The organism is Streptococcus mitis, assembly GCF_000722765.2.
Lineage (GTDB): Bacteria > Bacillota > Bacilli > Lactobacillales > Streptococcaceae > Streptococcus > Streptococcus mitis_AQ.
In genome coordinates this window covers 1619408-1634450 of sequence record NZ_CP028415.1, presented here as the reverse complement: position 1 = coordinate 1634450, position 15043 = coordinate 1619408, and the positions used below count along the sequence as shown (strand labels likewise).

The 15043-nt window shown below is 31.5% G+C and carries 13 protein-coding genes and 1 pseudogene; all 14 read left to right on the top strand.

Annotation, left to right across the window (positions count from 1 at the left end; all coding sequences use genetic code 11):
- Positions 1-128: 128 nt before the first annotated feature.
- The 14 genes and pseudogenes from cpsA to glf all read left to right on the top strand — a co-directional run bounded on the left by cpsA (position 129) and on the right by glf (position 14843).
- A complete protein-coding gene (gene cpsA / locus SK637_RS08150) occupies positions 129-1574 on the top strand; it encodes an LCP family glycopolymer transferase CpsA (RefSeq protein WP_033689365.1) in 1446 nt (481 codons plus the stop codon).
- 6 nt (positions 1575-1580) lie between these two features.
- Complete coding sequence (gene cps4B / locus SK637_RS08145) at positions 1581-2312, top strand: capsular polysaccharide biosynthesis protein Cps4B (RefSeq protein ID WP_033689364.1); 732 nt, start codon at positions 1581-1583, stop codon at positions 2310-2312.
- Between the two features lie 8 nt (positions 2313-2320).
- A complete protein-coding gene (locus SK637_RS08140; protein WP_033689363.1) occupies positions 2321-3013 on the top strand; it encodes a CspC family polysaccharide chain length determinant protein in 693 nt (230 codons plus the stop codon).
- A 10-nt stretch (positions 3014-3023) separates the two neighbouring features.
- On the top strand, positions 3024-3728 hold the full coding sequence (locus tag SK637_RS08135; protein ID WP_033689362.1) for a tyrosine-protein kinase: 705 nt from the start codon (positions 3024-3026) through the stop codon (positions 3726-3728).
- Between the two features lie 23 nt (positions 3729-3751).
- Positions 3752-5101, top strand: coding sequence for a sugar transferase (locus tag SK637_RS08130; RefSeq protein WP_033689361.1), 1350 nt, complete (start codon positions 3752-3754; stop codon positions 5099-5101).
- A gap of 72 nt (positions 5102-5173) precedes the next feature.
- On the top strand, positions 5174-6145 hold the full coding sequence (locus SK637_RS08125) for a glycosyltransferase family 8 protein (protein ID WP_237397627.1): 972 nt from the start codon (positions 5174-5176) through the stop codon (positions 6143-6145).
- A gap of 14 nt (positions 6146-6159) precedes the next feature.
- Positions 6160-6954, top strand: coding sequence for a LicD family protein (locus tag SK637_RS08120; protein ID WP_033689359.1), 795 nt, complete (start codon positions 6160-6162; stop codon positions 6952-6954).
- Complete coding sequence (locus tag SK637_RS08115) at positions 6955-8046, top strand: glycosyltransferase family 4 protein (protein WP_033689358.1); 1092 nt, start codon at positions 6955-6957, stop codon at positions 8044-8046. It begins immediately after the preceding gene.
- A 1-nt stretch (position 8047) separates the two neighbouring features.
- On the top strand, positions 8048-9052 hold the full coding sequence (locus SK637_RS08110; RefSeq protein WP_033689357.1) for a glycosyltransferase family 2 protein: 1005 nt from the start codon (positions 8048-8050) through the stop codon (positions 9050-9052).
- Positions 9042-10007, top strand: coding sequence for a glycosyltransferase family 2 protein (locus SK637_RS08105; protein ID WP_033689356.1), 966 nt, complete (start codon positions 9042-9044; stop codon positions 10005-10007). The genes SK637_RS08110 and SK637_RS08105 overlap by 11 nt, the downstream gene beginning before the upstream one ends.
- A 2-nt stretch (positions 10008-10009) precedes the next feature.
- Positions 10010-11206, top strand: coding sequence for an O-antigen ligase family protein (locus SK637_RS08100; protein WP_080710558.1), 1197 nt, complete (start codon positions 10010-10012; stop codon positions 11204-11206).
- Positions 11203-12255: an acyltransferase family protein gene (locus SK637_RS08095; protein ID WP_033689355.1), complete on the top strand. Its 1053-nt coding sequence runs from the start codon at positions 11203-11205 to the stop codon at positions 12253-12255. The genes SK637_RS08100 and SK637_RS08095 overlap by 4 nt, the downstream gene beginning before the upstream one ends.
- Positions 12256-12314: 59 nt before the next feature.
- The gene (locus tag SK637_RS08090; RefSeq protein ID WP_033689354.1) at positions 12315-13739 is read left to right on the top strand and encodes a flippase; all 1425 of its coding nucleotides are present in this window, start codon (positions 12315-12317) and stop codon (positions 13737-13739) included.
- A 1-nt stretch (position 13740) separates the two neighbouring features.
- Positions 13741-14843: pseudogene (glf, locus tag SK637_RS08085) on the top strand (UDP-galactopyranose mutase).
- Positions 14844-15043 lie beyond the last annotated feature (200 nt).

Below are 15043 nucleotides of genomic sequence, written 5' to 3'. Positions count from 1 at the left end.
TTGTTTGCAAATCAAAAAGAATGTTTCGGAAAGAAGATGAAAACGCCTTACCTAAGCGGATTTAGCCCACAAGTGTATTTTTTTATGATATAATAAAATGAAATAAAAATTGATAATAGAGGTATATCGTGAGTAGATCTTCGAAACGAGCTCGTCAGGGTAAAACAAAAATAGTGATTAGTTGGGGGTTGCTAGCTATCTATGCATTACTAGCAGTCTTTTTATTGTTTTTGATTTTCAAGTACAATATGCTAGCCTTCCGATATCTCAATATAGTGGTTGCTGTCTTAATTGTAGCCTTAGCCATCTTGTGCTTCTTTTTGATTCGGTCCAAGAAAGTTCAAAATCTAACGCTGATTTTATTACTACTTGGTGTGTTAATTAATGGAACTTCTCTCTTTGCTGTAAGTCAGTTCATTGGCTTTACTAGTCGCTTGAATGCAACATCGAACTACTCAAATTATTCGATGAGTATTGCGGTGTTAGCAGATAGTCCAATTGATAATATCAGTCAGGTAACAAGTGTAATGGGACCTACTGGAACAGATAAGGATAATATCCAACAGTTGCTGAATGATCTGAAGGGTAGTCAAAACAAGGAATTGACAGTCGAAGAAAGCAGTTCTTATCTTGCGGCTTATAAGAGCTTGTTAGCTGGAGATACAAAGGCAATCCTCCTGAACAGTGTCTTTGAAAATATTATCGAATCAGAATATCCAGACTATGCTTCAAAGATTAAGAAAATCTATACCAAAGAATTGACTAAGAAGGTCGAAACTCCAAAGGATGTCAAAGGCGACAGTTTCAACGTTTATATCAGTGGAATCGACACCTACGGTCCTATCAGTTCAGTTTCTCGTTCGGATGTCAATATCATTATGACAGTGAATCGTGAAACGAAAAAGATTCTCTTGACAACAACACCTCGTGATTCTTATGTTTCAATTGCAGACGGAGGGAATAATCAAAAAGATAAGTTGACCCATGCGGGGATTTATGGAGTAGATGCTTCAATTCACACACTGGAAAATCTCTATGGTATCGACTTGAACTATTATGCTCGTTTGAATTTCACTTCTTTCTTGAAGTTGATTGACCTTCTTGGTGGTGTTGATGTCTATAATGACCAAGATTTTACAGCACTTGCCAATAAGAAACATTATTCAATAGGCAATGTTCATTTAGATTCACAAGAAGCTCTTGCTTTTGTTCGGGAAAGATATTCCTTGGCTGATGGTGACCGAGATCGTGGCCGTAACCAGCAAAAGGTAATCGTCGCTATTATCCAAAAGCTAACCTCGACAGAAGCTTTGAAAAATTATGATGGTATTATAAAAGGGTTGCAAGATTCGATTCAAACCAATATGCCACTTGAAACCATGATGAACTTGATCAATGCCCAACTTGAGAGTGGTGGAACGTATAAGATCAATTCACAAGATCTTAAAGGAACAGGGCGGATGGATTTACCATCCTATGCTATGCCTGAGAGCAACCTCTACATGATGGAAATAAGTGATAGCAGTTTAGAGTCAGTCAAGGCAGCAATCAATGATGTGATGGAAGGAAAATAAGACAAAATGATTGATATTCATTCGCATATCGTATTTGGTGTGGATGATGGTCCGAAAACTAAGCAAGAAAGTAAGGCGCTTTTGACAGAAGCCTATAGACAAGGTGTACGGACTATTGTATCGACATCGCATAGACGTAAAGGAATGTTTGAAACTCCTGAGGAAACAATAGCAACAAATTTCCAAGAAGTGAAGGAGCTAGCCAAGGAAGTAGCTCCAGACTTGACGATCCTCTATGGAGCAGAAATTTATTATACCCATGATGTGCTTGAAAAGTTAGAGAAGCAGGTGATTCCAAGTCTCAATGGAACACGATATGCCCTTATTGAGTTTAGTATGGCTACCCCTTACAGGGAGATCCATACTGCTTTGAGCAATGTTCTCATGCTTGGTATAACCCCTGTAGTTGCTCACATCGAACGCTACCATGAGTTAGAAAATAATGAAAAAAGGGTAAAAGAGTTGATTGATATGGGCTGCTACACTCAAATCAACAGTTCAAGTATCTTAAAACCAAAGCTATTTGGAGATAAATACAAATTCATGAAGAAACGAGCTCGCTATTTCTTAGAGCGTGATTTGGTACATTTTGTTGCTAGTGATATGCACAATCTAGACCAAAGACCACCTTACATGAAAGAAGCATATGAGATCGTCTCAAAACAATATGGTGAAAGTAAGGCGAAAGAATTATTTATTGAAAATTCTCGCTTCATCTTAGCTGATCAAATTATTTAGGAGTTGACATGAAAGAAAATAAAGAAATCGCAATTGACATTGTCCAATTATTTAAAATCCTTTGGAAAAAGAAAATCGCTATCATCTTGACTGCGATAGTGGCAGCTGTTCTAGCTTTCGGCGTAAGTAGTTTTGTACTGACGCCAGAGTATTCTAGCACGACACGTATTTATGTGGTCAATCGAAATCAATCTGATAAAGCAGGCTTGACGAACCAGGATTTGCAGGCGGGCACCTACTTGGTAAAAGACTATAAGGAAATTATCCTTTCGCAAGATGTACTGGAGAAGGTGATTTCAAATCTTAAACTAGAGAAAACAGTTAAGGGATTAAGTAAGAAAATCCAGGTCACAGTACCTGTTGATACTCGTATCGTGTCAATTGCTGTAAAAGATGCCCAACCTGAAGAAGCAAGCCGTATCGCCAATGCTCTTCGTGAAGTGGCTGCGGAAAAAATTATTTCTGTAACTCGTGTGTCTGATGTGACAACACTAGAGGAAGCGAGACCAGCTCTAACTCCTTCATCACCTAATATTCGTCGTAATACCGCGATTGCTTTCTTAGCAGGTGGAGTGGTGATGGTTGTTTCGATCTTATTGCTTGAACTATTGGATGATCGTGTCAAACGACCAGAAGATGTCGAAGAAGTCATGCAGGTTGCACTTTTAGGAATTGTTCCAGATTTGGATAAGTTAAAGTAAGGGAGAAAACATGCCAACATTAGAAATCTCAAAAAAGCGTTTAGATTTTGCGAAAAAAGCTGAAGAACACTATAATGCTTTGCGTACCAATATTCAATTGAGTGGTGATAATTTGAAAGTTCTTGCTATTTCATCTGTCAAACCTGGTGAAGGGAAATCTACAACTTCAACTAATATCGCCTGGGCTTTCGCGCGTGCAGGCTATAAAACATTACTAGTAGATGCGGATATCCGTAATTCAGTTATGTCTGGTGTCTTCAAGTCAAGAGAAAAAATTACTGGATTGACTGACTTTTTAGCAGGAACCACAGATCTTTCACATGGACTTTGTGATACAAATGTTGAAAATTTATTTGTTATTCAGGCAGGTCCAGTATCACCTAACCCAACAGCTCTCTTGCAGAGTGAAAATTTCCATACTATGATTGATACCTTGCGTAAGTATTTTGACTATGTCATTGTGGATACTGCACCAATTGGGATGGTTATTGACGCTGCTATCATTACACAAAAATGTGATGCTTCTATCTTGGTGACAGCCGCTGGAGAGACAAAACGCCGTGATGTCTTAAAGGCCAAGGAACAGTTAGAACAAACCGGAACTCCATTTTTAGGTCTGGTTCTAAATAAATTTAACACCGAAGTTGAAAAATACGGAGCTTATGGTGGTTATGGAGCCTATGGTTCCTATGGAAATTATGGGAAAAAGAAGTAGATAGAGTTATCTAGGAGGTAGTTTTGAGAGAAGTATCAAATATTCGAAAATTAGAGATTCTCATAATACAACTGTTTCCAATTTATGTGTTATCTATTGTATTGGATATTCATGGACCTCTAACATTCTTAATGGTTGTTCATGTTATTTCTTACTATGCCAGTGACTATAGTAAGAATTTCAAATATCGGGGTTTAGCACAGGAACTGATACAGACTATAAAGTACGAATTGGTCTATCTTTTATTAGCTGTTGTTGTTTTTCCATTGTTAGCGCCGGACTTACCTTATTTAGGCATCTACAATTTATTGTGGATTGTAGGGGTAAATACACTTCTCATCCTAGTGCTTAATCTCTTCATTCGTAAGGCTTGGAAGTTCTTATCTCACAAGAAAAAATATACTCAGCAAATCTTGCTTGTAACCACACGAGCACGAGTTGATCGAGTTTTAAAGCAGTTATCTACCTATGATTACGGTTATGTTTCGGCTATTTGTATTGTAGATGATGAGCAATTTCAGTTTTATGATGTAGAAATAGTTAAGCTGGATAATCTGGTAACATATGCTACGAGATCAGTCGTAGATCAAGTGGTGATAAATCTTCCAAGCGGAAGCTTTTTAATTGCAGACTGTGTTTCTCAATTTGAAACGATGGGCATATCAGTAGCTGTCAATATAGCAGCTTTAGATTTTGTGACCAATAGCGAAAAAGCGATTCAACGCTTTGGAAATTCTAGTGTTGTTAATTTTTCGACAACCTTTTATCGTTCGAGTGATATTGCTTTAAAACGAATGATGGATATCATCGGTTCCTTGTTTGGTCTAGTAATTTGTGGTATAGCGTCTATTTTTCTTGTTCCTCTGATAAAAAGAGACGGAGGTCCTGCTATTTTTGCTCAGGATAGAGTTGGTAGGAATGGACGTATATTTAAATTCTACAAATTCCGTTCTATGAGAGTGGATGCTGAGGAAATTAAAAAAGATTTGATGAGTCAGAATCAGATGCAAGGTGGAATGTTTAAGATTGAAAACGATCCACGCGTGACAAAGATTGGACACTTTATTAGAAAAACGAGTCTAGATGAATTGCCACAATTTTGGAATGTTCTAAAGGGTGATATGAGTTTAGTTGGTACTAGACCACCAACCTTGGATGAGTATATGAAGTATACACCTGAACAAAAACGTCGGCTAAGTTTTAAACCTGGAATTACAGGACTTTGGCAGATTAGTGGTAGAAGTAATATTAAAAACTTTGATGACGTGGTAAAATTAGACATTACTTATTTAGATAGCTGGACAATATGGAAAGATATTGAAATTTTATTGAAGACAATAAAAGTTGTATTTAATAGACATGGAGCTAAATAGTTTAGATTGTGTAGGATATTTGTAGAGGTAAAAGTCTCGAATATATCTCACTCAATCTTTTTTATAAGTGAAATGGGAAAATTTAAAAGTAGGGATTTTATGAATATAGTTTATGCCACAGATAATAATTTTGTAGATGTATTGAGTGCTTCTATCAAGTCACTTTATACTACTAATTCAGATTTAGATTTAAATCTATGGATCATTGCTGATAAAGTTTCAGATAGAAATAAAGAAAAGATAAATAGATTATCAAAACAATTTGCTCAGAGAGAAATAAATTGGATAGAGAACATTGAGATTCCATTTAAATTACATTTAGATAGGGGTTCAATTAGTTCATTTAGCAGATTGTTTATTGGGAGTGTTCTTCCTTCTTCGATTAGTAAAGTTCTCTACCTTGATAGTGATATTATTGTAATGGATTCTTTAAAAAGTATTTTTGATATTGATTTTAAAGATAAAATTCTCTATGGAGTAAATGATACTTTTAATAAAGAATATAAGCAGGTGTTGGGTATACCAATTGATAAACCAATGTTTAATGCTGGAGTTATGCTTATTAATTTAGAGTTATGGAGAAATAATAAGGTCGAAGAAAGATTTTTGAAAGTAATTCAAAAGTTTAATGGGACTATATTACAAGGTGATTTAGGTGTTTTAAATGCAGTTTTATATAACTCATTTGGGGTACTTCCTCCAGAATATAATTATATGACTATATTTGAAGATTTGACTTATGAAGAAATGATAGTTTTTAAAAAACCAATTAATTATTATTCAGAAGAGGAAATCAAAAATGCCAGAGAACATATAGTCTTGCGACATTTCACAACAAGTTTTTTATCAAAAAGACCTTGGCAAGAAGGTAGTAATGTTGCACACATAGATCAATTTAAAAAATATTATGAAGGTAGTTATAAAAATGTTAAAGAATCTATTTTACTAAAAGTGATTCAAAAATTACCCAAAAAATATTCAGTTTTTTTATTAGGAATTATTCAATCAAAATTTAGACCTAAATTGTATAGAATTTTGAAATAAGGTGGATAGTAGTAATGACAAAAAAAGAAAGAATTTTATTGAAAATTCAAGAAGAAGAATTGAAATTATTAAAAGAGTTTATAAAAATATGTTCTAAAAATAATATTAAATATTTTGCTCTGGGAGGTAGTCTGTTAGGAGCTGTAAGACACAAAGGGTTCATTCCTTGGGATGATGATATGGATTTAGGTTTACCAAGAAAGGACTTTGAAAAGTTTATAAATGGAATAGATTTTGAAAAATATAATAAAAAATATATTTTAGAAAGTTCGGAAGTGAATTTAGGTGTTTTTCAATATAAATTAAAATCTGGTATTTTAATTTTAGGAGAAAAATATGAGGTGTGTTTGGATATATTTCCGTTAGATGGGATGCCAGTAAACAGCCTAAAAAAATATTATTTTGAAAAAAAAATTCTCTTTTATAGGATGCTTTATAAGTTCTCAGTCATAGATCAATTGGTTGATAAAAATAGAGGAACTTTAGAAAATTTACTAGTCAAAATTGCTAAGTTGTTGAAATTTAATAAAGTTATCTCAACTTCAATAATGAATGAAAAACTTAAGAAATTAATAAAATCTTATGATTATGATAGTTCAAGATATGTAGGTAATATTTTAGGTCGTTATCGAGACAAAGAAATTGTAGAACAAGATTTTTTTGGAGATGGAATCTTATTACCTTTTGAAGATACATATATTAATTGTCCAGTAAATTATGATAGTTATTTAAAAAACATTTATGGCAATTATATGCAGTTGCCACCTGTGGAAGATAGGATTCCCCACTTTGAGGAGTTAACAAAATAAATGAAGAAAATAGCTTTAGTTAAGTGGAGTATAAATGGCACAGATGGAGGGTTAAAAGTAGCTACAGATCTTGCTAATGAATTGTCAGAAGTGTACGAAGTACATTTAATTTCAGTTATAAGTACTGAAGAAATATTTTTTCCACTAAGCAATACAGTTTGTTATAAGAATCTATCTCCGAAAAAAATATCAATGAGTAAGAACTTTCTTAAAGCTGTAAAGTTACTAAGAACATATATTAAAGAAAACAGTATTGAGGTATTATTCGGAATAGGTGTGAGTATGAATATTGTGGGTATAACAAGTACTATTGGTTTAAGTACTAAATTTATATCTTGTGATCATACTAATTCTATAGTAGATATAGACACAACTGTAAAAAAGATTCAGAGATATATTGCTGCGAAATTTGCAGATAAAATAATAACACTGACCTCTAATGATAGGGAACATTATATTAGAAAATATAATTTGAGCTCGCACAATATAGACTTTATCTATAACTGGATAAATCCTATTGAAATCAAAAAAGAATCAGATTTTGATTCTAAAAAACTAATTACTGTAGGTAGGTTTGATAGCCAAAAAGGATATGATTATCTATCTAAAGTAGCTATAAACGTTTTATCAAGATATCCTGATTGGCAGTGGGATATATACGGCTCAGGCAATGATCAAATTAAACAAGATTTGATAACGGAATTGGATAAAGGTGGCGTTTTGTCAAGAGTTCATTTTAAGGGGAATGTGAAAGGTACAGATAATATTTATCCATACCATGCTATCTATGTAATGACTTCCCGTTATGAAGGACTTCCCTTAGTTCTTTTAGAAGCAAAACAATATGGACTACCTATTGTCAGTTTTAATTGTCCTACTGGACCAGCTGAAATCGTATTGGATGGAGAAAATGGTTATCTAATTGAGAATTTTGATATAAATCAAATGAGTCAAAAAATAATAGAATTAATTGAAAATAATGAATTGAGATTAGGCTTTTCGAAAAATGCGATGTTAGATACTGATAAATTCAATAAAAAGAAAATTACTAAACAATGGATTGACTTGATTGAAAAGATGACAGGAGAATGAAATGTACGATAAATTAGTAACAATCATAGTACCAATGTATAATATTGAACAATATATTACTAAGTGCATAGAATCATTTAAACAAGTAGATAAAAAATATTATGCGGATTTTGAAGTGATTGTTGTTAATGACGGCAGTACGGATAACTCACTTCATGTTGTAGAAGAATTAATTATTAATAGTTGTCTAAATATTAGAGTTGTTAATAAAGAGAATGGTGGACATGGGTCAACGATTAATGTTGGTATAAAAGAATCTAAAGGAAAATTTTTTAAAGTTATTGATGGGGATGATTGGATTGATGTACCAAGTTTTGAAAAATTATTAGAAGAACTCAAAGGTATAGATGTCGATATGATTATTACAAATTATACTGAACAACATACCTATAATCAGACTGAAATAGAGATTGGCTTTTCTGATATATTAGACTGTAATAAAATATATGATGGAATACCTTTCAAACGAATTCCCATGCATGCTTTGACTTACAAAACATCTGTATTGAATGAATCTAGAATTAATATAAGTGAAAAAACCTTTTATGTAGATATGGAATATACTTTGTTACCTTTGCAATATGTAAAAAGTTATGTTTATCTTGATTTGAATATTTACCAGTATTTCTTAGGTAGAAAAGATCAGAGTATGAATTTAAATGTGATGAAACAAAAAGCAGATCATCACAATAGAGTAACCAAAAAAATTCTCGATTATTATGAAGTAATTCGATTTGATAAGAACATAGAACCAGTAGTCAGAGACGTATTGACATACTTAATCAACAAGCAATGTCAGTTGTTTATAATGAATAAAAATATCGAGGAAGCGAGCCGATTATTTAGTTACGCTCATAAGTGCCATTATAGATGGAAATATGATCATTCGAAAAAAACGGTCTCACTAATTTATATAAATTCTCGATTTAAAAATATATTTAATCTCATCTTAAAACCGTTAATCAATAAGCAACAAAAAGAATGGAGCGAGATGGATGAATATTAGTGTAGTTATTCCTGTATATAATGTTGAGGATTACCTTCATTATGCTATAGACAGTTTAGTAAATCAAACTCATAAAAATTTTGAGGTTTTATTAATCAATGATGGCTCTACTGATAATTCAGGAAAATTATGTGATAAATATGCTCAAGAATATGATTGGATTAGGGTATTTCATAAAGAGAATGGTGGCTTATCAGATGCACGTAATTATGGAGTGTTAAAAGCAACTAATGAGTGGATATTCTTTTTGGATCCGGATGATTATATAGAGCCTTTTACATTTGAATTATTGACTCTTATTCAAGAGAAATATCAAGCTGATTTGATTTCAACAAAAGTTCAAACGACAAATGAATATGAAAAATTTAGCAAGGAACAATTTAATTTAGAATCTAGTAAAAGAGTTACGAAAGAAGAAGCACTAGAATTAATGTTGGAAGATAAAGTTGCAACGGTATCTGCATGTGCAAAACTTTATAAAAAACAAATTTTAGCAATGAGACCATTTCCTGTAGGAAAAATTTATGAAGATTTTTTTGTTGTAGCTGAACATTTAAGATTAGCTGAACAAATAGTTATTTCACCTGTTGTTACTTATCATTACTATCGTCGTCCTGGAAGTATCGTACAATCTCAATTTACCGAAAAGCGATTTGATTTTTTTGATGCAGGCGAGAATAATAGAATCCAAATAAAACAATTTTATGATGGTAATAGTGTAGAAAAGGCGTTAAATTTTAAAATTGTTCAAGGTTCTTTTCATATATCTGAAGCCGCAGCTTCTACGGACAAAAAAGCTTTAAAAAATATTGTTAAAAAAGTACGTTCATTTTACTGGAGTATAATCTTTGATTCTAAAGCTTCTTCAAAATTAAAATTGAAATATAGCTTATTCTTATTGTTTCCAAGTTTATATTTTAAATTTAAAAATATTGTTCGGAATAAGGGGATATAAAATTGAAAATTAATCTGAAAAGTATCCAAGACGTATTAATGTCGTTATTAATTGTTATAACGACAAATTCTATATATGTAAACACAGGTGATTCAAATAAGTTAATTCCAATATTAGCATTAGTAGTTATAATAGCAACAGTTTTAGAACTAATATCAAGCAAAATAAATTATAATTACTTTAAAATAATCTTAACGATAGTACTAATTTATTTAGTTGTATGTATTACTAACATTTTCATAACATTTAATTCTTTATCAATAAATGAAATATTGTTTTATTTTGTGATAGCACCTCTTATGCTTATCTTGTTAATGTTTAAGAATTTTAATGGCCAATTATTTGATTTTTTAGATACCTTTGTGAAAATTATTTTGATTTTTGCTATAGTTTCTTTAATATTTTGGACTTTTGGAAGTATTTTAAAGGTTGTTCATCCAACAAATGTCGTCATAAATAATTGGAACGGTGGACTTCCAACACCAAGTTATTTTAATCTATATTTTGAAACTCAAGGAATTCATTTTTTTGGAACTACTCTTATTAGAAATAGTGGTATGTTTGCGGAGGCTCCAATGTGGAGTTTAATGTTAAGTTCAGCACTTATAATTCAGGAATTATTTTTAGAAAATAGTATTAAACGATTATCTTTATTAACTCTGACTCTTTTGACAACAGTTTCTACAACAGGGATATTTGTAATAGGATTATTATTAATTTATAGAGTTCTAATGCTGAAAAAATCCTTATTTAAACATGTGAGCTTGATTGCAATTCCAATAGTTATATATGCTTTTTTACAGGTTTGGGAAGAAAAATCTGACTCAATTTCAGCTAGTATTAGGTTTGATGATTATATAGCTGGATTTTTAGCCTGGAGAGCTAATTTCTTTTTTGGTTCAGGATTGACGTTAGGGTTGAAAGCAATTGAATCAAATATGAATACTCTTATTCGTACGAACTTAGGATATAGCAATAGTCTATTTGTTATTTTAGCTCAGGGTGGAGTAATACTAGGGATATTCTATTTATATCCGGTAATTAGTGTACTAATTAAGAAGGGGGGGGCTATAGGTACAAAAATGTTTGCTCTCTTATTTATAATTTTATTATTTACTGCAATTTTTATAGATACACCATTATTTATTCTTTTTATAGGAATATTTTACGCTTTAATTTTGAATAGAGAGAGTACATGAAAAAGGAATACGATATTTTAAAAGTAGTAGCAATCTTAATGGTACTTGTAAGCCATAGTACATATTATATAATTTCAACTAAATATGGAGGGATTGATTATCAACAATATTTAGAACAAAATATGTCATTAGTTTTGTATAAAACTTTTGATAAAGTGAGAGAAATTCTATATTATTTTCATATGCCAATGTTTATGGCTTTATCTGGAGCTTTCTATTACCTGCAGGTTAAACGAGATAAATGGATTAATTTTATGTTAATTCTAAAACAGAAGATTAAGCGATTGGTTATTCCATTTGTTATTTTTACTTTATTATATGTTTTTCCAATAAAATATTTCTCTAATTATTTTGAGTATACAACTTTTTCTAGAGCAGTATTGGGACAATTGTTTTTAATTGGGAATAATCATTTATGGTATTTATTTACTTTATTTATTATTTTTATTATTTCATTTTTTACCTTAAAAAGAGAAATAAAATTTGCTACAATTATTGTTTTTTATGTATTACATATTTTAAGTTATAAAGTTGATCCACTTTTATTTAAAGCCCCGTTACAATTTCTATTTTATTTTAGTATGGGATTTGTATTTGAATCAAAGAGAGAAAAATACAATCAATTTATAAGTAAAAAAAGAAATTATGTTTTGATATTGTCTATAGTATTTGTTTTGATTACTTTGTTGAATTTTAATCTTAAATATACTTACACACTAGTTAGTAAAATATTAGTTGAGTTATTAGCTATTTTAGGTTCTTTATTAACATATAGTATTTCATACCTGATTTCTCGGAAAGAGCGCAGTGGTAGTAGTTACTTTTTTAAGCTGATTTTAATGAATGGATTAGGTATATATATTTTTTCGGATCCATTAAATTATTTAATATTATATATAAGTTATTCATTGAATTCTCAGTTTATGTTTTCACCTTTTGGAATAATTTTTATGGTTGTACTACGATTCTTCATTACGTTATTTGTATCTTTAATAGTAACAGTAATATTTAAAAAATGTTTTAAGAAATATACTTGGCTAGTTAATTAGCTAGCATTAAAAAGTTGTTTTAATTATGTAAAATATAGATATAATGGAGATGAGGAATAGTGAAAGTATTAAAAAATTATGCCTACAACCTTTCCTATCAATTGTTAGTAATTATACTTCCGATTATTACGACTCCGTATGTGACACGGGTATTTTCTGCAACTGATTTAGGAACATATGGCTACTTTAATTCTATTGTTACCTATTTTATTTTGTTAGCTACTTTGGGGCTTGCCAGCTATGGAACTAAGGAAATTTCGAGAAATAGAAAAAATATTCCAAAGAATTTCTGGGGGATATATACTCTTCAATTTGGTGCAACATTATTATCAATTATCTTATACACTTTCTTATGTTTTGGGGTTGACGAAATGAGAAATCCTGTTGCATATATATTAGGAATGAGTTTGATTTCTAAAGGATTAGATATATCCTGGCTTTTTCAGGGCTTAGAAGATTTTCGTAAGATTACAGTCAGAAACATATTAGTGAAGCTTGTTGGTGTAATTTCAATATTTTTATTGATAAAATCAGCGAAAGATCTTTATCTTTATGTCTTTCTCTTAACGATATTTGAGTTATTGGGACAATTAAGTATGTGGTTACCTGCTCGAAAGTTTATCGGAAAACCACATTTTGATATAGATTATACTAAATATCATTTAAAGCCAATTCTTTTATTATTCCTCCCTCAGATTGCTATTTCACTATATGCAACTTTAGACCGTACGATGTTAGGAATGATGTCATCTACAAATGATGTCGGGATCTATGATCAAGCATTAAAATTGATTAATATTCTACTAACATTGGTAACTTCATTAGGGAGTGTCATGTTGCCCCGAGTTTCAAATCTTTTATCTTCAGGAGATCATAAAGCAGTCAACAAAATGCATGAGATGTCATTTCTGATTTATAATTTGATTATTTTCCCTATTATGGCAGGAATGCTAATTGTAAATGATGATTTTGTTACCTTTTTCCTAGGGAAAGATTTCCAAGACGCACGTTATGCGATTGCAATTATGATTTTTAGAATGTTCTTTATTGGTTGGACCAATATTATGGGATTTCAAATGCTAATCCCACATAATAAGAATAAAGAATTTATGCTGTCAACAACAATTCCTGCCATTGTTAGTGTGGGATTAAATCTTCTCTTGCTTCCAAAGTTGGGCTATATAGGTGCTGCAATTGTATCTGTCTTAACAGAGGTGCTAGTATGGTTGATACAGTTATTCTATACTCGTTCTTATTTGAGAGAGGTGCCCATTCTAGGTTCACTAATAAAAATTATAATCTCATCTGGAGTTATGTATGGTATTTTGCTATTTATAAAACAATTCCTAAATATATCACCGATGATTAATGTGGGACTATACGCTGTTCTAGGAGCAATAATTTATGCTAGTATGATTTTGAGTTTTAAAGTAATAAATCTAAGTGAGTTAAAGCAACAATTATTAAAAAATAAAGGAGCTTAAGATGTACGATTATCTTGTTGTTGGTGCTGGTCTTTTTGGTGCAGTCTTTGCCCATGAAGCAGCCTTAAAAGGAAAAAAGTAAAAGTCATTGAAAAACGAAATCATATCGCGGGTAATATCTATACTCGTGAAGAGGAAGGAATTCAAGTTCATCAATATGGTGCCCATATCTTCCATACTTCTGATAAGGAAATTTGGGACTATGTAAATCAGTTTGCAGAGTTTAACCGTTACACAAACTCCCCTGTTGCTAATTATAAGGGTGAGATTTATAACCTTCCTTTCAATATGAATACCTTCAATAAACTTTGGGGAGTTGTAACCCCAGCAGAAGCACAGGCTAAGATTGATGAGCAACGTGCTGTTTTAAATGGCAAAACTCCTGAAAATTTGGAAGAACAGGCTATCTCTCTTGTGGGTACAGACATCTACGAAAAATTAATCAAAGATTATACAGAGAAACAGTGGGGCAAGTCAACTACAGAACTGCCAGCCTTTATCATTCGCCGTTTGCCAGTACGCCTGACCTACGATAACAACTATTTTAATGATACCTATCAAGGGATTCCAATTGGTGGTTACACTCAAATAGTTGAAAAAATGTTGGATCATGAAAATATTGATGTAGAAATAAATGTTGATTTCTTTGCGAATAAAGAACAATATATGAAGGACTTCCCTAAGATTGTCTTTACTGGTATGATTGATGAATTCTTTGATTATAAATTAGGTGAACTAGAGTACCGTAGTCTTCGTTTTGAAAATGAGACCTGGGATATGGAGAATTACCAAGGAAATGCAGTTGTGAACTATACGGATGCAGAAACTCCATATACTCGTATTATTGAACACAAACATTTTGAGTTTGGGAATCAAGCAAAGACTATCATTACTAAAGAACATTCTAAAACATGGGAAAAAGGTGATGAGCCTTATTATCCAGTAAATAATGATCGAAATAATCATTTGTATAAATCATATAAAAAATTAGCTGATGAGCAAGGGAATGTTATCTTTGGTGGTCGTTTAGGACACTATCGTTATTACGATATGCACCAAGTAATTGGAGCAGCTTTGCAGTGCGTAAGAAATGAGTTAGATTAAACACCTAGAACTGTTACCAGTTGCTTTTTAGAAATGTGATTGATAATTCCTTGACTACCTAATGTAGTTGAGGGATTTTTTGATATTACTCATATTTTTGCAGATGCAATGTTTAAAAAATAATTTTCAAAAATTCAGAAAATTTTATTGACAGGACTTGAAAAAGAGTCTATAATGAATAAAAAAACAAAGGAGAATAC